At 55.6% G+C, this 19,712-nt stretch carries 13 protein-coding genes; 7 read left to right on the top strand and 6 right to left on the bottom strand.

Going from position 1 to position 19,712, the window contains the following annotated elements; all coding sequences use genetic code 11:
* The first annotated feature begins 125 nt into the window (after window positions 1-125).
* From H3L92_RS11715 to H3L92_RS11700, 4 genes are all read left to right on the top strand, one after another.
* Complete coding sequence (locus tag H3L92_RS11715) at window positions 126-1,667, top strand: ABC transporter permease/substrate-binding protein (protein WP_085366809.1); 1,542 nt, start codon at window positions 126-128, stop codon at window positions 1,665-1,667.
* Window positions 1,664-2,587 (top strand): ABC transporter ATP-binding protein, encoded by a 924-nt coding sequence (locus H3L92_RS11710; protein ID WP_085366810.1) that lies wholly within the window; start codon window positions 1,664-1,666, stop codon window positions 2,585-2,587. Before H3L92_RS11715 ends, H3L92_RS11710 begins: the two co-directional genes overlap by 4 nt.
* A 421-nt stretch (window positions 2,588-3,008) precedes the next feature.
* Window positions 3,009-4,523, top strand: coding sequence for a lysine--tRNA ligase (gene lysS, locus H3L92_RS11705; protein WP_085366811.1), 1,515 nt, complete (start codon window positions 3,009-3,011; stop codon window positions 4,521-4,523).
* Between the two features lie 516 nt (window positions 4,524-5,039).
* Window positions 5,040-5,639, top strand: coding sequence for a 5-formyltetrahydrofolate cyclo-ligase (locus H3L92_RS11700; RefSeq protein ID WP_085366812.1), 600 nt, complete (start codon window positions 5,040-5,042; stop codon window positions 5,637-5,639).
* Window positions 5,640-5,653: 14 nt separating this feature from the next.
* On the opposite strand, the gene H3L92_RS11695 is transcribed toward H3L92_RS11700, so the two are convergent.
* The gene (locus H3L92_RS11695; protein ID WP_085366813.1) at window positions 5,654-6,625 is read right to left on the bottom strand and encodes a hypothetical protein; all 972 of its coding nucleotides are present in this window, start codon (window positions 6,623-6,625) and stop codon (window positions 5,654-5,656) included.
* A gap of 84 nt (window positions 6,626-6,709) precedes the next feature.
* Entirely contained in the window at window positions 6,710-6,859 is a 150-nt protein-coding gene (locus H3L92_RS11690) for a hypothetical protein (protein ID WP_160149162.1), read from the bottom strand.
* A 13-nt stretch (window positions 6,860-6,872) separates the two neighbouring features.
* On the opposite strand from H3L92_RS11690, the gene H3L92_RS11685 reads away from it, so the two are divergent.
* The gene (locus H3L92_RS11685) at window positions 6,873-7,607 is read left to right on the top strand and encodes a helix-turn-helix transcriptional regulator (protein ID WP_160149161.1); all 735 of its coding nucleotides are present in this window, start codon (window positions 6,873-6,875) and stop codon (window positions 7,605-7,607) included.
* A gap of 88 nt (window positions 7,608-7,695) precedes the next feature.
* Window positions 7,696-8,454, top strand: a complete 759-nt coding sequence (locus H3L92_RS11680; RefSeq protein WP_085366815.1) for a class I SAM-dependent methyltransferase — start codon at window positions 7,696-7,698, stop codon at window positions 8,452-8,454.
* An 809-nt stretch (window positions 8,455-9,263) separates the two neighbouring features.
* On the opposite strand, the gene H3L92_RS11675 is transcribed toward H3L92_RS11680, so the two are convergent.
* The 3 genes from H3L92_RS11675 to H3L92_RS11665 form a co-directional block, all read right to left on the bottom strand.
* On the bottom strand, window positions 9,264-9,518 hold the full coding sequence (locus H3L92_RS11675) for a hypothetical protein (protein WP_085366816.1): 255 nt from the start codon (window positions 9,516-9,518) through the stop codon (window positions 9,264-9,266).
* Between the two features lie 186 nt (window positions 9,519-9,704).
* Complete coding sequence (locus H3L92_RS11670; RefSeq protein WP_115336243.1) at window positions 9,705-10,652, bottom strand: DUF6236 family protein; 948 nt, start codon at window positions 10,650-10,652, stop codon at window positions 9,705-9,707.
* Between the two features lie 752 nt (window positions 10,653-11,404).
* The gene (locus H3L92_RS11665) at window positions 11,405-13,606 is read right to left on the bottom strand and encodes a UvrD-helicase domain-containing protein (protein ID WP_085365328.1); all 2,202 of its coding nucleotides are present in this window, start codon (window positions 13,604-13,606) and stop codon (window positions 11,405-11,407) included.
* Window positions 13,607-14,123: 517 nt separating this feature from the next.
* On the opposite strand from H3L92_RS11665, the gene H3L92_RS11660 reads away from it, so the two are divergent.
* Window positions 14,124-17,804, top strand: coding sequence for a nitrate reductase subunit alpha (locus H3L92_RS11660; protein ID WP_085365246.1), 3,681 nt, complete (start codon window positions 14,124-14,126; stop codon window positions 17,802-17,804).
* Window positions 17,805-18,287: 483 nt separating this feature from the next.
* Here the strand turns inward: H3L92_RS11660 and H3L92_RS11655 are convergent, their stop codons facing one another.
* On the bottom strand, window positions 18,288-19,670 hold the full coding sequence (locus tag H3L92_RS11655) for a NarK family nitrate/nitrite MFS transporter (RefSeq protein ID WP_085365247.1): 1,383 nt from the start codon (window positions 19,668-19,670) through the stop codon (window positions 18,288-18,290).
* Window positions 19,671-19,712 lie beyond the last annotated feature (42 nt).

Below are 19,712 nucleotides of genomic sequence, written 5' to 3'. Positions count from 1 at the left end.
TTACCCGATAAAATACCTGTCTGAAAACTTTCAGCCAGACCCAAGTTCGTTTATTACAGTAAAAAAGGGAACCAAACCCCGCTCATGCCCACTTACTTTAAAACATTCGAAAAGCGCGCCTCCTAATGAACATACTCCTGCAAACCCTACTGGAACGTAAAACCGAATTGCTCGATGCCACGCTGGAGCATTTGCTGATTTCACTGGCTGCGCTCGTGTGTGCGGTGGCGGTTGCCGTGCCGCTGGCGGTATGGTTTTCCGGCCGCCGCAAGCAGGCGGAAACGGTGTTGCAGTTTACCGGCGTGTTGCAAACCATTCCTTCGCTGGCCATGCTGGGTTTGCTGATTCCGTTTGTCGGCATCGGTACGCCGCCGGCGCTGATCGCGCTAACACTTTACGCCCTGCTGCCGATTTTTCAAAACACCTACCTCGGCTTTTCCGAAATCCCTCCCTCGATTAAAGAAGCGGCCACCGCTTTCGGGCTGTCGCGTTGGCAGAAACTGGTGCGGGTAGAGCTGCCCTTGGCGCTGCCGGCGATGATTTCCGGCATCCGCACCGCCGCCGTGCTGATTATCGGCACCGCCACGCTGGCTGCATTGGTGGGCGCGGGCGGCTTGGGCAACATCATTTTGCTGGGCATAGACCGCAACAATACGGCGCTCACTTTTATCGGCGCGGCCGCTTCGGCCCTCCTGGCGGTGGGGGTGAGCGGGCTGGTTTATTGGATGCAACGCAAAAAAGCCGGCCATGCGCTGGGCGTGGGCGTTGTGCTGGTGGCGCTACTTCTCGGCGCGCAATGGTGGAACAGCCAAGCCGGCGGCCGCCAAGTGGTGATTGCCGGCAAACTGGGCAGCGAGCCGGATATTTTAATCAATATGTATAAACTCTTGATTGAAGCGGAAAACCCGGATGCTCAAGTGGTGTTGAAGCCGAATTTCGGCAAAACCAGTTTCCTGTTCAACGCGCTCAACAGCGGCGAAATCGATATTTATCCCGAATTCACCGGCACCGTATTGGAAAGCCTGGTCAGGCGGCCGGCCGGGCAGGAGGGTCGGATTCTGAATCCGCAAGAAACTTATCTGCTGGCCAAAGACTTGTTGGCCGAACAATATCAGATGGTATTTCTGGCGCCGATGAAATATCAGAACACCTATGCGCTGGCGGTGCCGCAGGCTTATGCGCAACAGCATAGGCTGGCCGCCATTTCCGATTTGGCCAAAGTGAAAGATAAGATACGCGCCGGTTTCACGCTGGAGTTCATCGACCGGCAAGACGGCTACAAAGGCCTGTCTGAAACCCATCGTATCCCCTTGAAAAATGTTTCCAGTATCGAGCCTGCACTGCGCTACACCGCACTTTCAGACGGCCGCATCGATTTGGTCGACGCCTATTCCACCGATGCCGAAATCCGCCGCTACCGCCTGCAACTGCTGAAAGACGATTTGCAGCTGTTCCCCTATTATCAAGGCGCGCCGCTGATGAAGGCCGAATTTGCCGAGCAACACCCGCAAGTGGTGCAAGCGCTCAACCGGCTGGCGGGCAAAATCAGCGAAGAAGAAATGTCGGAAATGAACGACAGGGTGAAAAACAACGGCGAAGCGCCGACCAAAGTCGCCGCCGAATACCTCGCCGCCCACCAATTGCTAAACAAGAAGGAGGCTCCATGAATGCGATTGTCGAATTTCGCGAAGTCGGCAAGCACTATGGCGACAAACACGTCATCAGCGGGCTGAACCTCAGCATTCGCGAAGGCGAGTTTTTCGTGATGGTCGGCCCCTCCGGCTGCGGCAAAACCACTACCCTGAAAATGATTAACGCGCTCACCGAGCCCAGCGAAGGCGACGTATATTTCAACGGCCGGCGCATCAAGGATTACGACATCCGCCGGCTGCGCCACCGCATCGGCTACGTTTTGCAGCAGATCGCCCTGTTTCCCACCATGACCGTACAGCAAAACATCGAGCTGATTCCCGATATTTTGGGCTGGAGCAAAAGCGAGCGGCGCCGGCGCAGCGGCGAACTGCTCGAAATGGTCGGCCTGCCGCCGGCGAAATACGCCGCCCGCTATCCGCACGAACTATCCGGCGGCGAACAGCAGCGCATCGGCATTTTGCGCGCGATTGCCGCCAAACCCGACGTGTTGCTGATGGATGAACCCTTCAGCGCGCTCGACCCGCTCTCGCGCAACGCCTTGCAGGAAATGGTGGCCGACATCCACCGCCGCCTCGGCACCACCGTCGTTTTCGTTACCCACAACATGACCGAGGCCCAGCGCCTGGCCAGCCGCATCGCCGTATTGCAAGGCGGAAAATTGCAGCAATTGGACACGCCCGAAGCATTGCAAACCCAACCGGCCAACGAATTCGTCCGCTCGTTTTTCCAAAGCGAAAACGCCGACTACGGCAAAATCAGCCAGATTACCGATTTTCTGCCGCTCAGCGGCGATAATCTGCCGGAATTGCAACCCGATGACAACGTAGCCGAACTGTTTCCCCTGCTCGGCCGCCACCCGAGGGTACGCATCCGCGGCTTGGGCGAAATCGACGGCAGCCGGGTGTTCGATTATCTGCACAACCGGCAAAATTAAAGACCGAAACCTTTGCAAACCTCCAGATGCGGATGCCGTTCAAGGCGCAGCAGCGCAGCGAGTTGTAGACACAAGCACAAGGCTAAGCGAGCGAACAGCACCCTAAAGGGCATAAACGCACAACGCAGGAATACGCCGCAGATGAGAGGTTTTTGCAAAGGTCTCAAACTGTCTTGGCGCGCTACACACCGTGAATCAACTTGATTTCCGTCACGGCGTTACTGTGCCTTGCCCATACCGATATACCGCCAGCAGCTTGCCGCCGCGTTCGTTAACCCCGATTGAAAACCGATTGAAAGGCCGTCTGAAAAATCTTTTCAGACGGCCTTTGCGCATAGTAAAAACAGCCGAAAGCGCGTAGAATACCGCCCAAAATTCAACAGCATCAGGCCGCGCGTGCCTGCATTTTTTTGGAAACTCCATGAGCGAACAACATACTCCCCACACCGAAGAGCCGCAGTTGAGCGAAAACCAAATCATCGCCCTGCGCCGCGAAAAACTCAACGAAATCCGCAAACAAGGCATCGCCTTCCCCAACCAATATCAGCGCGACGCCTTTGCCGGCGATTTGCAGGCGCAATACGGCGCGCTGGAAAAGGCCGAACTCGACCCGCAGGAAATCCCCGTCAAAATCGCCGGCCGCATGATGCTGCAACGCGCCATGGGCAAGGCCAGCTTCGCCACCGTGCAAGACGTGAGCGGCCAGATTCAGGTGTATGTGAACAATCAGGGCGTGGGCGAAGAGGCGCACAACGCCTTCAAACATTGGGATTTGGGCGACATCATCGGCGTGGAAGGTACCTTGTTCAAAACCAACCACGGCGAATTGACCGTGCGCGCCGCCAAGCTGCATTTGCTAACCAAATCGCTGCGCCCGCTGCCCGACAAACACAAAGGCTTAACCGACCAAGAGCAGAAATACCGCCAGCGCTATGCCGACCTGATTACCAACGCCGATTCGCGCGACACCTTTATCAAACGCAGCCAAATCATTCAGGCCGTGCGCAACTATATGGTGGGCGAGCGCTATCTCGAAGTGGAAACCCCGATGATGCACCCGATTCCCGGCGGCGCCACGGCCAAGCCCTTCGTTACCCACCACAACGCGCTCGATATGCCGCTTTACCTGCGCATCGCCCCCGAGCTGTATCTGAAACGGCTGGTAGTGGGCGGCCTGGAGCGCGTGTTTGAAATCAACCGCAGCTTCCGCAACGAAGGCATGAGCACCCGCCACAACCCCGAATTCACCATGATGGAATTCTACGAAGCCTTCTGCACCTACGAGCGCATGATGGAAATGACCGAAGGCGTGATCCGCCATGCCGCAAAAGCCGTGTGCGGCACCGCCAAAATCAGCTACAACGGTAAAGAAGTCGATCTGGAAAGCCCGTTCGAGCGCCTGACCATTCTCGAAGCGATAAAAAAATACAACCCGCACTACACTAACGAGCAATTGAACGATGCCGAATGGCTGAAACAGGAAATCGTGAAACACGGCGAAAAAATCCCGCCATCGCCCGGCATCGGCAGCCTGCAACTGGCCTTGTTTGAAGGCTCGGCCGAAGGCAAGCTGTGGAACCCCACCTTTATCATCGACTACCCGGTGGAAGTATCGCCGCTGGCGCGCGCTTCCGACACCAAGCCCGGCTTAACCGACCGCTTCGAGCTGTTTATCGTCGGCCGCGAGCTGGCCAACGGTTATTCGGAATTGAACGACCCCGAAGACCAAGCCGCCCGTTTCAAAGCGCAAGTGGCGCAAAAAGACGCGGGCGACGACGAAGCTATGCACTACGACGCCGACTACATCCGCGCGATGGAATACGGCCTGCCCCCCACCGGCGGCAGCGGCATCGGGCTGGACCGCTTGGTGATGCTGCTGACCGACGCGCCGTCTATCCGCGATGTGATTCTGTTCCCGCAAATGCGCCCCGAGTAGGCAGCACCGCATTGCCGATAAACCGCAGGCCGTCTGAAATCTGTTTTCAGACGGCCTGCGGCCTTTGCAAAAATACCCTGAATGCCGTCTGAAATGCTTAAATTCCGTCATTCCCGCGTAGGCGGGAATCCAGCCTTAAAACTATCAAGCATTTTATTTCAATAACTTATAAAAAAAACGACTGGATTCCCGCCTACGCGGGAATGACGGGAAATAAATTTTTTGTGATGTTTTTTTAATTTTGCAAAGGTCTCGGCCTGCGGCCTTTGCAAAATTTCTGCCAACATCTTAAAACTCTGCGTCATGCCCGTGTTCAACCCGAGCATCTTTTTGCTTCAAAAGAAATAACAGATACTCGGGGCAAGCCCGAGTATGACGAAGTAAAATATTTTTAGGAATAAGCCGGCTTTGTGCAAAAGTCTCGGCCTGAATAACCTGCAAAAGCCCCAATCCGAAACCCGACAGAAACTGAATTTGATGCAGAATATGCCACCGCAACACAAAAGGCCGTCTGAAATGAGTGCACAAGATAAAGCCGGGCTGCGCCGCAGCCTGCGCCGCGCCCGCCAATCGCTGGGCAAAAACGAACGCGCCCGCGCCGAGCTGGCCGCCAACCGTTTTTTGAAACGCCATATCCGCCGCAACGGCCGCATCGGCATTTATTGGCCGATAGGCAGCGAGCTGCGCCTAAACGGCTTTATTCAGACGGCCTTAACGCGCGGCGCCAAGCTCTATCTGCCCTATATCGAACCGCACTCGCTGCGGCTGTGGTTCACCCCCTATCAGGCCGACGGCCGCAAGGCGGAACGCAGGCACAGCCGGGGCAGCTTGGCGATTCCGCAATTTAGCGGCAGCAAAATCCGCGCCCACCGCCTCAACGTTTTGCTGGTGCCGCTGGTGGGCATCGACCGGCAGGGCTACCGCTTGGGCCAGGGCGGCGGTTATTACGACGTTACGCTGGCGGCTTTGAAAGGCCGCTTGAAACCGCACACGGTGGGCGCGGGCTTTGCCTGCCAGTTGTGCGGCAGCCTGCCGCACGAAGCGCACGATATTGCGCTCGATGCGTTTGTGAGCGAAGCGGGCATCATGAGGTTTTCCGCCCAAACGCCCGCTTAACCGCCCTGCCCGCCCTATTTCTTCAAACTGCCGTAATCCACCAACAAATAACGCGCGCCGCGCTGTTTTTTCGCGCTGCCTTCGTCGCCCATCAGCAGCAGATAAGGCTTGCCGCCCACGTTCACCGGCGTTACCGCTTCGATGTTTTTCAGCTCCGCCGCTGCGGGCAGGTTGAGCATAACGGGCGCCGAGGCGGCGCGGCCGTTCCATGTCCACAATTGCAATTGGCCTTTGCCGTTGCTGCCGGTGATTTCGTTGGCGATCAGATAGGTTTCCAGCACGGGATCGTAGGCAAGCGAGCGGATGCCGCCGCCGTTGAGCTTCAACACCACGGTTTCGCCGAACTGGGGCGCGGCGCCTTTGCCGAACACCTCTTGCGGGTTATCCACCGCCACAATCAGCGGCAGCGGGTCGCGCAACGCCAGCAGCAGGCGTTTGGCGGCGGTGTCGTAATGCAGCCCTTCGATATTCATGGTGTGGAAATCAATCCGGCGGCCGCCGGTTTGGGCGGCGATACTGCGGTGCACGCTTTCGCTTTGCAGCAACGCATCTTTCAGGTTGGGCGCATAGCTGATCCCGGCGGCGCGGTTGCCTCGGATTTTAAAGCGCAGCAAATGCTCACGCCCGGCCTGCCGCTCGTTTTGTTTGGTTTCCGAATGCGAAGAAGCGGCATAAACCCAGCCTTCGCCGTCTTGGGCGAGCGCTTCCAAATCGCTCAGCTCGCGGTTGAACGAGGCCAGCAGCTCGGCATCGGCGGCTTCGTTTTCATGCAGGCTGCCGTTTTTAAGATCCAGCAGGTTGAAGGCGCGTGCCGCTTCGTCTTCCACCGCCAGCACGCGGCCGTCGGCAAGCTGAACCGCGCCCGAAGGCTCGAAAACCTGCCGCAACTGCTGCAAACCGCCCGTATCGGCGGCGCAGGCGGGCAACGCGGCGCACAACAGCAGTGAAGCGCAAAGGCGGCGGAACAATAAAGGTTGGGTCGTCATATCGGTTCTCTCTCACATATTTAGAACTTTGCAAAATCCGCTTGGGCCGTCTGAAAATATCCAACACCGTTTTTTCAGACGGCCTCATATGGTTTTCGGGTAAAACGCGAATGTACGTGTTTTTCTGCCGAACGGCGATAAAATAATGATAATGCGCCGATAGCGGATGCCCACGCCCAAAGGCGCAGCAACGCCGCAGCGCAAGCCAGGCAAACCCACCATAACTTCACCCACAGGCCGCCTAAACATGAAAAGCCGCGTTATCCGCGTAAGCGCCCGCAACACCGTAACCATACGCCGCATCATGATGCGGCAGAGCATGGCCGGGCGCATCGTGTCGGGCAGCAAAATCCTGCCGCAGCCCCAACGCGACATCCGCATCGCCGCGGGCGAAATATTCTGTTTCGAGCGGCGCAGCGAATGGCAGATTATCCAGCAGGCCGCGCTGGGCAAACCCTACACGGCCGAACTGCTGCTGATTAGCCAAAGCGACATCGACGCCTTCGCCGCGCAAAGCCCCGCGCCCCGCACCTTCGCCTTTCACACCCGCCCCGATGCCGCGCTGGCCGCCGTTTGGCAGAAACTGGTGCAGGCGGCCGAACCCGGGCGCGCCGACGTGCTCTACCTGCTCGCCCTGCTCGATGCGCAAGGCTGGCGGTTTTCGCAAGGCGAAACCCTCACCACCGCCGAAAAACTCGAACGCCTGCTCGCCGCCCAACTGCACCTGCCGTGGACGCAAACCCAAGCCGCCGCCGCGCTCGGCCTGAGCACCAGCACCCTCAAACGCCGCCTGCTCGCCGAACACACCAGCTTTGCCGTGCTGCTGCGCCAACTGCGCATGGAAAACGCCCTGTTTCTGCTGATGGGCCAACCGATTAGCGTCGGCAACGCAGCCACCGCCTGCGGCTACCGTTCCTCCGGCCGTTTTGCCGCCGCGTTCAAACAGCATTTCGGTTTTCTGCCTTCCGAATTGCAAAATTGAGCCAATCGGGCTAAAGGCCGTCTGAAAAAACACCTATGCTGCGGCATTCACTCTAACATCCGAAAATTAGCACGATATTAGGAAACCCATGCCAAACAACACCCCCAGCCAACACTGGCAGGCCGACGCCTATGCCCGCAACGCCCGTTTCGTAGCCGACTACGGCACACCGTTAATCGACCTGCTCGCCCCGCAGCCGCACGAACGCATCTTGGATTTGGGCTGCGGCGACGGCGTGCTCACCCAAAAAATCGCCGATACCGGCTGCGACACCGTCGGCCTCGACGGCAGCGCCGAACTGGTGGCCGCCGCCCGCACCCTCGGCCTCAACGCCGTGCAGGGCGACGGTCAAAAACTGGCGTTCAAACACGAATTCGATGCCGTATTCTCCAACGCCGCCCTGCATTGGATGACCGACGCCGAAGCCGTGGTGGCCGGCGTGGCGCAAGCCCTGAAACCGGGCGGGCGCTTCGTGGGCGAATTCGGCGGCAGCGGCAACATCGCCGCCTTTCAGACGGCCTTGCGGCAAGCCCTGCACGCACGCGGCCTGCAAGCGCGCGAATGCTGGTATTTCCCCACCGCCGAAGCCTACCGCGCTCTACTCGAACAACACGGCTTCAGCGTGCCCCATATCGCCTTGTTCCCCCGCCCCACGCCGCTGCCCACCGGCGCCGCCGGCTGGCTGGACACCTTCGCCGAGCCGATGCTGCCCGCCATGAGCAACGCCGAACACGCCGCCGTGCTGGCCGAAGCCGCCGCCACCGCCGAAACCCTGCTGCCGCACGAAAACGGCCAAACCATCGCCGACTACGTGCGCCTGAGATTTGTGGCGGTTTACGGCGGGTAGCGTCGGGTAAGGCCGACGGGGTTTGCCGAACCTGCAAATAACCCCGCCATATTCAAAACAATCCGTCATACCCGGGTTTGACCCGGGTATCTTTGTGGTTTTTCTTAAGTAAACACAGATGCCCGGGTCAAGCCCGAGTATGGCATGGGTATTAATTGTTAAGGCCGAGACCTTTGCAAAATTCATTTAGGCCGTCTGAAAAGCTGCTTGACAGGGTTTCAGACGGCCTTGTTGGATTTACAGGCTGGTTCGCATTGTGAGCGGTAGGATGTGTGGCGTAAGCCACGCACGCGGTGGGTGGAAAATCAAACAACGCGTGCGCGCCGAAGGCGCACACCCTGAGACCTTTGCAAAAATACCTTAAGGCCGTCTGAAATGTTTAAATCCCGTCATTCCCGCGTAGGCGGGAATCCAGATGGAAATATTGAAGCATTGATTAAACAAATACTTGGATGCCAAGCGTCTGGATTCCCGCCTACGCGGGAATGACGGAGTTCGGATTTTTAGATGGCAATTTGAATTTTGCAAAGGTCTCACCCTACATATGCAGGCTGCGCTGGCTTATACCGTTAGGAGCTATCGAAACGCCAAAAGCCCTCTCCCCAACCCTCTCCCACGGGAAAGGGAGCAGATTGCGGATGGGTTTAAGACGGCAGGCAGAATCAGGTGTTTGCCAAAACCCGCCAATGAAAACCCGACAGCCGCGGTGCGCCCTCCCCCGTGGGGGAGGGTTGGGGAGAGGGCGGCAAGCCGCAAGGCTTGTTTTGTTTGGCAAACGGCGGCTGTTTTTTCAGACAGACATTGCTTGTTTAAGACGGCTTTTTGTTGGCCAAATCGGCTATCTTATCCAACAGGTTAACGATTTTATCTGAGGCCATATCGTCTTCTCTGCCGTCGGCGGCCTGATGATGCTCTTGCGCCTGCGCCGACAGCAAACGGTTGCGGATTTGGGTAAAGGTTTCCTGCACATAACGGTCGGCTTTTTCAGGGTCGCCCATGCTGGCGGCGGCGTGTTGCGAGGCTTCGAGCAGGCCGCTGTATAGCTCGATTTGGTGTTTCATCATTGAGAAATGGCGGACTTCGTTGAGCAATTTTTTGGAGAAAATTAAATAATATAGTGGCTATCAACATCATGGAAAGAAAGGAAATAGTTCTGAAAATTTTCTTTAATTTTTCATTTCAATCCATTACTTACTATAATATTTTTCTAATGTACTTAACTGCAATTCTTCTAATTTTTATTAATCCTTCTACCTACGAAATTCACGCCCCATTTGGAAAGTATAGGCAAAAGGACTGGTGTTTAAAGGTGAATCCATAATGGGAGCACGAATCTGTTTTCTACTAAATGCAAGAATTGCCCCTGCTGTCATTTGAACATTAATACTTGGGACGTATGGTGCTAATGATGGTATTTGGTTCGCCATTCCTGCAATTGAAGATGGAAGACCAAAGAGGCTTAAGCGCTCTAGAATATCTTGAAAATAACTTTTCAAAGAGTCAAACCGCGTACGAATTTTATTCTCCTGGAATAGTCTATTCAAATCATATAAATCTTGATGTATCTCCTGAATTCTTTTTTGATATTCTTTCCCTGATTCCTCTGCATTAATTATAGAGATATAAATATCGTCTAAATGGTTTCGCAATTGCAATAATTCATCTTTTCTTCTATCCTTAAATTCAAGAATTTCATGAATAGGAGTTGAGTCAACTGGTACAGGCAGAGTATTAAAAAGATTAAACTCAACAACTCTTTTCATTTCTGTTTTATCTTGTGGTAAATATAAATCATCTATTTCTTGTGCAAGAGTCCATTGTCCAGGATTTTGTTTATCATGAAATTGAAAAGCTTGCAGCTGTACTTCCAGCATCATACTTGCCATATCAGAGTATCCACCTATCAGCTGGCAAAAAGTACGAGTTAATATGCCTTGCTCATGAAGTAATATTAAATCATCGTCAGCCAAGGCAGTACTTACAATATTATTATTTGGAAGATCTATTTTATCCCAATATACTAGATATTTAATAATATCTTTACCTGATAATAGTCCTTCCAAACGCACTCCACTTGCTACTCTTCGCTGCCTATAATCTAATAACTCTTCTACTATATTGCAATATTTTTCTTTAGGCAAAAATGAATAATTTGGTTTAAAAGGGTTAGATATAACCACTCCTCTTTCTTTTTGCATATTATTTTCCTTCTAAATATTTAAAATTCAATTTGTCCTTAATAAAATTAACCTACGATACCTAATTATAGTGGATTAAAATAAGAATGCCGAAGTAGGGTAAAACGATTCTTTAGCATATCGCCCAATTGCAAGTTTGAATGCAGTTATTTCATTTCGGAGTTTTTATTTGAATTCACTATATTTCGAATTCTTCAAGAATCCGACAATTCACATCTGAGGCCGTCTGAAAACAACGCATCAAACTTTCCAACTGCCTATATCTTTTTCAGACGGCCTCCAGCAAGCGTATCCTGCGTGCCTCTGCACGCACGCATTGTCAGAATCTTTGAAACTGCGTGCGTGGCTTGCGCCACACACTACCTGCAATAAACAATGAGGCCGTCTGAGAAACAGCACATCAAACCTCCCAACTGCTTATATTTTTTCAGACGGCATCGAGTAGGTCGGAGACTCGTATCCGACAACCTGCCCAAACTTCCCGCAACGCCCCACAATGTCGGATTCAAGAATCCGACCTACATCATTCGCATCTAAGGCCGTCTGAAAAATAGCGCATCAAACTCCCAAACTGCCTATATCTTTTCAGACGGCATCGAGTAGGTCGGATACTCGTATCCGACAATCTGCTTGCCGCAACGCCCCACAATGTCGGATTCAAGAATCCGACCTACATCATTCGCATCTAAGGCCGTCTGAAAAACAGCGCATCAAATCTCACAACTGCCTACCCTTTTTCAGACGGCCTTTTTTCAGACGGCCTCGAGCTTGGCAAACTTGGTATCCAGTTCTTTAATCCCTTCTTTTCCGAAATTCACGGTAAGCCGTGCGGATTCGCCTTTGTTGACGGCGTCGATGATGACGCCGGTGCCGAATTTGGCGTGGCGCACGTTTTGGCCGATGCGGAAGCCTGCGTATTCTTGCGGCAGGTCGTAGTGTTCGACGGCGGTGCGGTTTTTGGTTTTAGACACGTCGGTGAAGCTGTTGAAGCGTTTGGGCGGGGGCGAGAGGCGGTGCAGCACTTCTTCGGGGATTTCTTCGACAAAGCGCGAAACGATGCCGAAATGGGTTTGGCCGTGCAGCAGGCGATGTTGGGCCATGCTGATGTAGAGGCGTTTTTTGGCGCGGGTGATGGCCACATACATCAGGCGGCGTTCTTCTTCGAGGCCGCCGCGTTCGGCGAGGCTGTATTCGCTGGGAAACAGCCCTTCTTCCATGCCGGTGAGGAAAACGGCGTCGAATTCCAGCCCTTTGGCGGCGTGCACGGTCATCATTTGCAGGGCTTCTTCGCCGGCTCCGGCCTGGTTTTCGCCGGATTCGAGGGCGGCGTTGCTGAGAAAGGCGAGTATGGGAAACAGCGGGCTTTCGGCGGCGTTGTCGGGCAGGATTTCGAAGTTGCTTTCAGACGGCCTGAAGGCGACGGCGGCGCTGATGAGTTCGTCGAGGTTGTCGAGGCGGTCTTGGTGGTCGCCTTTTTGGGTTTTGTAGTATTCGACAAGGCCGCTGTCGCGGGTAACGGCGAGCATCATTTCTTGCAGGGATACGTTGGGGGCTTGGGCGCGCAAATCTTCAATCAGGCGCACGAAGGCGGCGACTTTGGCGGCTTTGGCGCCCATGCCGCAGGCGGCCTGCCAGAGGGATATGCCCTGCCCGGCGGCGGCGGCCTGGATATTTTCGATGGTGCGGGTGCCGATGCCGCGCGGGGGGGTGTTAATCACGCGCAAGAGGGCGTTGTCGTCGTCGGGGTTGACGGCCAGCCGCAGGTAGGCGAGCGCGTGTTTGATTTCCTGCCGTTCGTAAAAGCGCAGGCCGCCATAGATTTTGTAGGGGATACCGGCGGCGAACAGGGCTTGTTCGATGATGCGCGATTGGGCGTTGCTGCGGTAGAGCACGGCCATGTGGTCGAGCCGCCAGCCTTCGCGTTGCAGGGATTTGGCTTCGTCGATGATGAATTGTGCTTCGTCGAAATCGACGGGGGCGGTGTAGAAACGGATTTTGTCGCCGTTGTCGGCATCGGTGCGCAGGTTTTTGCCGAGCCGCTCGGCGTTGTTTTCGATTACGGCGTTGGCGGCGGTGAGGATGTAGCCGTCCGAACGGTAGTTTTGTTCGAGCTTAATCGGCTCTTCGATGTTGAATTCGCGCATCAGGGCGGTCATGTTGCCGACGTGGGCGCCGCGGAAGCGGTAGATGGATTGGTCGTCGTCGCCCACGGCGAACACGGCGGCGGTGTCGCCCGCCATTAATTTCAGCCAGGCGTATTGCAGTTTGTTGGTGTCTTGGAATTCGTCGACCAGAATATGGTTGAAGCGGTTTTGATAGTGGCGGCGCAGGATTTCGTTGGCTTGCAGCATTTCGTAGCTTCGCAGCATCAGCTCGGCAAAATCGACCACGCCTTCGCGGTTGCAGGTTTTGTCGTATTCGGCGTAGCACTCGATCAGGCGTTGGGTGTGCGGGTCGGGCGCGGTGAGCTGCGATGCGCGCAGGCCGTTTTCTTTTTGGGCGTTGATAAAGCCTTGCAGCGAGCGCGGGGCGATGATTTCTTCGGCGATGTTGAGCTGTTTGAGCAGGCGCTTGATCAGGGCGAGCTGGTCGCCGCTGTCGAGAATCTGAAAGGTGGAAGGCAGGCCGGCGTCTTTGTGGTGCAGGCGCAAAAAGCGGTGGCACAGGCCGTGGAAAGTGCCCAGCCACATGGCGCGCACGTTAACGGGAATCATGGCGCCCAAGCGGGTTTGCATTTCTTTGGCGGCTTTGTTGGTGAAGGTTACGGCCAAAATGCTGTGCACGCTTGCTTGCCCGCTTTGCAAAAGCCAGGCGATGCGGGTGGTGAGCACGCGGGTTTTGCCGCTGCCTGCGCCCGCCAACACCAGCGCGGATTGCGGCGGCCAGGTAACGGCGGAAAGTTGTTCGGGGTTCAAGCCTTGCAGCAGGCCGGCGGATGGGTTTTGGGAAAGCATAATCAGGCCGTCTGAAAAAATATTGAAGATGGGCGTTATTGTAAGGGATAAGGCCGTTTGAAAACGAAAAGGTTTGGTTTTCAAGCGGCCTTTCTGCCTGCAAACCCATCATCAACTTTAAACATTCCCGTCATACTCGGGCTTGACCCGAGTATCTCCCCTTTCTTGCGGAACCACCAAGATACTCGGGTCAAGCCCGAGTATGACGGCGGTTTTCAGACGGCCTGACGGTTTTCTAATCCCAAAGAACTAGCCCGCTAATTCAAACGCCCGCTTTTTCCTAGCCTTTTGCTGCGGCGGCAAACCCTTTCGGTGCATATTTTCCGGCGAGAGGCTGTTTTATATTCCAAAGTGTAAAAAATTATTTTTCAGACAGGCTATAGTGAATTCACTTACTTCGGTACAAGGCAGCAAGCCGAAGACAGTACAGGTAGTACGACAAGGCGCAGCAACACCGTAACGGAGTAAGTGAATTCACTATATGCCTGCCTGAAACGACAAGCCAAAGGAATACATCATGAGCCACTTTTTAGACCGCCTGAAATTCTTCAGCAAACAACACGAGCCGTTTGCCAACGGGCACGGTGTGTTAACCACCGAAGACCGCAAGTGGGAAAACGCCTACCGCAGCCGCTGGCAGCACGATAAGGTGGTGCGTTCCACCCACGGCGTGAACTGCACCGGTTCGTGCAGTTGGAAGGTGTATGTGAAAAACGGCCTGATCACTTGGGAAACCCAGCAAACCGATTATCCGCGCACCCGCCCCGACCTGCCCAACCACGAGCCGAGGGGCTGCCCGCGCGGGGCTTCTTACAGCTGGTATGTGTATTCCGCACAGCGCGTGAAATATCCGATGATGCGCGGTGTGCTGGCCGAAATGTGGCGGCAGGCGCGCAAAACCATGAACCCGATTGAAGCGTGGGCGTATATCGTGGAAGACGAAGCGCGCGCCAAATCCTATAAAACCCAACGCGGCTTGGGCGGCTTCGTGCGCGCTTCTTGGGAAGAGGCCAACGAGATGGTGGCGGCGGCCAATGCCTACACCATTAAAAACTACGGCCCCGACCGCGTAATCGGCTTCTCGCCGATTCCGGCGATGTCGATGGTGAGCTATGCGGCGGGCGTGCGCTACTTAAGCCTGCTCGGCGGCGTGGCCTTATCGTTTTACGACTGGTATTGCGACCTGCCGCCCGCCAGCCCGCAGATTTGGGGCGAACAAACCGACGTGGCCGAATCGGCCGACTGGTATAACTCGAATTATCTGATGGTGTGGGGTTCCAACGTGCCGATGACGCGCACGCCCGACGCACACTTCTACACCGAAGTGCGCTACAAAGGCACCAAAACCGTGGCCGTTTCTTCCGATTTCGGCGAAATGGCCAAGTTCGGCGACATTTGGCTCGCCCCCAAACAAGGCACCGACGCCGCCCTCGCGATGGCGATGGGCCATGTGATTCTGAAAGAATTCCACCTCGAAAACCCCTCGCCCTACTTCACCGACTACATCCGCCGCCTCACCGATATGCCGATGCTGGTGCGCCTGGAAGCCGACGGCAAAGGCTATGCGCCCAAATATTTCCTGCGCGCTTCCGAATTGAGCGGCAACTTCGGCGAAGCGCAAAACCCCGAATGGAAAACGCTGGTGTGGGACGAGCTTTCAGACGGCCTCGCCGTGCCCAACGGCTCCATCGGCTTCCGCTGGGACGGCAGCCGCAAATGGAACCTCGAAACCCTCGCGCAAGGCAAAGAGGCGCAGGCCGCGCTGTCGCTGAAAAACAGCGCCGACGAAACCGCCAGCGTGGGCTTCACCTATTTCGGCGGCGAACACGACGACATGATCTACCGAAAAGTGCCCGCCAAACGCATTCCGCTGGCTAACGGCGAAACCGCGCTGGTGGCCACCGTGTTTGATTTAATGGTGGCCAACTACGGCATCGACAACGGCTTGGGTTGCGAAAACTCGGCCAAAGATTACAGCGAAGACAAACCCTACACCCCCGCCTGGCAGGAAAAACACACCGGCGTGAAACCCGAGCTGGTGGTTCAGGTAGCCCGCGAGTTCGCCCAAAACGCGCACGACACCGAAGGCCGCAGCATGGTCATCGTGGGCGCCGGCCTCAACCACTGGTATCACATGGACATGGCCTACCGCGGCATCATCAACATGCTGATGATGTGCGGCGCCATCGGCAAATCCGGCGGCGGCTGGTGCCACTATGTGGGGCAGGAAAAACTGCGCCCGCAATCCGGCTGGATTCCGCTCACCTTCGCCACCGACTGGCACCGCCCGCCGCGCCAGATGAACGGCACCTCGTTCTTCTATGCCCACACCAGCCAATGGCGGCATGAAAAAGTGGGCGCCGACGAAATCCTCGCCCCCAATGCCGACGGCAGCATGGGCAGCATTTCGATGATCGACTACAACGCCAAAGCCGAACGCATGGGCTGGCTGCCCAGCGCGCCGCAACTGGGCGCCAACCCGCTCGACATTGCCGACGAAGCCGCAGCCGCCGGCGCCGATGCCGCGCAATATGTGGCAGGCCGTCTGAAAGACGGCTCGCTCGACATGGCCTGCAACGACCCCGACAACCCGCAAAACTTCCCGCGCAACCTGTTTGTGTGGCGCTCCAACCTGCTCGGCTCATCCGGCAAAGGCCACGAATATTTTCTGAAATACCTGCTCGGCACCCAAAACGCCGTGTTGGGCGACGAAAACGACGAAGACTGCATCAGGCCGTCTGAAATCACCGTGCGCCCCGCCGCCGAAGGCAAGCTCGACCTGCTCACCGTGCTCGATTTCCGCATGTCCACCACCTGCCTCTACGGCGACATCGTCTTGCCCACCGCCACCTGGTATGAAAAAGACGACCTCAACACCTCCGATATGCACCCCTTCATCCACCCCCTAACCGAAGCCGTGCAGCCTCTGTGGCAGAGCAAAACCGACTGGGAAATCTACAAAGGCTTCGCCAAAAAATTCAGCGAGCTGGCCAAAGACTACCTCGGCGTGCGCAAAGACATCGTCTTAACCCCCCTCATGCACGACAGCCCGCAGGAACTCGGCCAACCCTTCGACCCGAAAGACTGGAAACACGGCGAATGTGACCCCGTTCCCGGCAAAACCATGCCCGCCGTTACCGTGGTTGAGCGCAACTACGGCGCCGTTTACGAAAAATTCACCAGCATCGGCCCCCTGCTCGAAAAAGTGAACAACAACGGCAAAGGCATGGCGTGGGACACCAAACACGAAGTCGAATTTCTGCGCAAACTCAACGGCGTGCGCGAAGAAGGCGCCGGCGCCGGCCAGCCGAAAATCGACACCGCCATCGACGCCTGCGAAATGGTGCTCACCCTCGCGCCCGAAACCAACGGCCACGTGGCCAAAAAAGCCTGGGAAGCCTTGGGCAAAACCACCGGCCGCGACCACACCCACCTGATCAACAGCAGCGAACACACCGCCATCCGTTTCCGCGACATCGTCGCCCAGCCGCGCAAAATCGTAACCTCGCCGATCTGGTCGGGCGTGGAAAGCGAAGAAGTGTGCTACAACGCCGGCTACACCAACGTACACGAACTGATTCCGTGGCGCACCCTTACCGGCCGCCAGCAGTTCTACCAAGACCACAAATGGATGCGCGATTTCGGCGAACACCTGTGCGTGTACAAACCCGCCGTCGATTTCAAAACCACCCAAAAGCTATTGGGCAAATACCCCAACGGCAACAAAGAAATCACCCTTAATTTCTTAACGCCGCACCAAAAATGGGGCATACACAGCACCTATTCCGAAAACCTGCGCATGCTCACCCTCTCGCGCGGCGGGCCGCACGTTTGGATCAGCGAAACCGATGCCAAAAAAGCAGGGATTGTTGATAACGACTGGGTGGAAGTGTTCAACGCCAACGGCACCATCGCCTGCCGCGCCGTGGTCAGCCAGCGCATCCCCGAAACCATGATTCTGATGTACCACGCGCAGGAAAAAATCGTCCACACCCCCGCGGCCGAAGTTTCCAAAAAGCGCGGCGGCATCCACAACTCGGTTACCCGCGCCATCCTGAAGCCCACCCACATGATCGGCGGCTACGCCCAACTGGCCTACGGCTTCAACTACTACGGCACGGTAGGCTCCAACCGCGACGAATGGGTGATTGTGCGCAAAATGAAAAACATCGATTGGATGGATACGCCGGCGAAATAAGGCCGTCTGAAAAGCACAATGCCTGCCTGAAAAATATTTTTCAGGCAGGCATTTTTCGCAGGCAAGGCGCAGGGCAAAGCCGAACTTCCGGCAAATGTGCCCGCGTCGGCAAAATGACATTCAGCTAAAACATAAGTTATTGTTTTTAATTAGAAATTTTCTATTATTATACAGCCCTTTCGAATATCAAGTTCGAGGGCCGTGACGAACAAAATTATTTAGCTGTCAACCTACAAGGTGGTGTAGATTACTCTTTTCACGGGTAATTATTTTTAAGAAAACGGTGAAATTGTTTTTGACATGAAGAGCAATAGGGTAATAGGCATATATTTTTTCGATCATCTCACCCCATTGTTTTAGTTGGGCACGACGGCATCAGGGGTTTATAGAGATAAACTGTGTTAGCTTACTTAGGTTGGGGTTGATCACCCAAACAAAAATACCCGGGTTAAACCCGGGTATCGCGCATTTGGCGCGCCTGCCTCAACACTTCGCTTCGGCATTTTTTCGGGCGTAATACCACCAGTTCAACACCAAACACACCACATAGAAAACGATAAAACCGATTAATGCGGCGTTGACGCTGCCGGTTAAATCTATCGATGTTCCGTAGCTTTTGGGGATGAAAAAGCCGCCGTAGGCCGCGAAGGCGGCGGTAAAGCCGATGACCGCCGCGCCTTCTTTGGTGGCGTTCAGGCGCGCCTGCTCTTCGCTTACCAAGCCTTGTTGGGCGAATTTTTGGTGCATATTGAGAAAAATCACCGGCACCTGCATAAAGGTGGAGCCGTTGCCCAGGCCGGTGAGGGCGAATAAGGCGAGGAAACAGGCGAAAAAGCCCCAGAAACTGCCGCCTTCGCCGTTGGCGGGCAGAAAGGAAATCACGCCGATAACGGCGGCAATCATACCGGCGAACACGAGTTGGGTAATCAGCGCACCGCTTTTGATTTTGTCGGACAACCAGCCGCCGAGCGGGCGTGCCAGCGCGCCCACCAGCGGGCCTAAAAAGGCATATTTAACGGGGTCGATGCCGGGAAACTGGCTTTTGGTGAGCAGCGGGAAGCCAGCGGCGAAACCGATAAACGAGCCGAAGGTGCCCAGATAGAGTATGCACATAATCCAGTTGTGCTTGCGGCTGAAGATCACCGCTTGTTCTTTAAAACTGGCTTTGGCGCTGGCCAAGTCGTTCATGCCGAACCAGGCGGCCAGCGTGGAAAGAATGATGAACGGCACCCAGATAAAGCCGGCGTTTTGCAGCCACATCTGTTTGCTTACATCGTCTTTTACCCAGATTTGCGGCTCGCCGCCCAAGGCGCCGAACACGCCGGCGGTAATCACCAGCGGCACCACGAACTGCACCGCCGACACGCCCAAGTTGCCCAAACCGGCGTTTAAGCCCAGCGCGGTGCCTTTTTCGGCTTTGGGGTAGAAAAAGCTGATGTTGGCCATGCTGGATGAGAAATTGCCGCCGCCGAAGCCGCACAATAAGGCCAGCACCATCATGGTGATATAGCTGGTATTCGGGTCTTGCACGGCAAAGCCCAAGCCGACGGCGGGCAGCAGCAGGCTGACGGTGGAGAGCGCCGTCCATTTGCGGCCGCCGAAAATCGGCACCATAAACGAATAGAAAATCCGCAGGGTGGCGCCGGATAAGGCGGGCAGCGCGGCCAGCCAAAACAATTGGTTGGGGGTGTATTTGAAGCCGATATTGGGCAGGTTCACCACCGCCACGCTCCACACCTGCCAGATGGCGAATGCCAAAAGCAGCGCGGGAATGGAAATCCACAAGTTGCGGGTGGCGGTTTTTTTGCCGGTTTTCTGCCAGAAATCTTTGTCTTCGGGCTGCCAGTGTTCGATTAAATGCGACATGGTGTATTCCTTGTTGAGACTTTTTCAGACGGCCTTGATAAA

This window comes from Neisseria dentiae, from assembly GCF_014055005.1.
Lineage (GTDB): Bacteria > Pseudomonadota > Gammaproteobacteria > Burkholderiales > Neisseriaceae > Neisseria > Neisseria dentiae.
The sequence above is the reverse complement of the archived record's forward strand: the minus strand, read 5'-3'. Positions and strand labels throughout refer to the sequence as shown.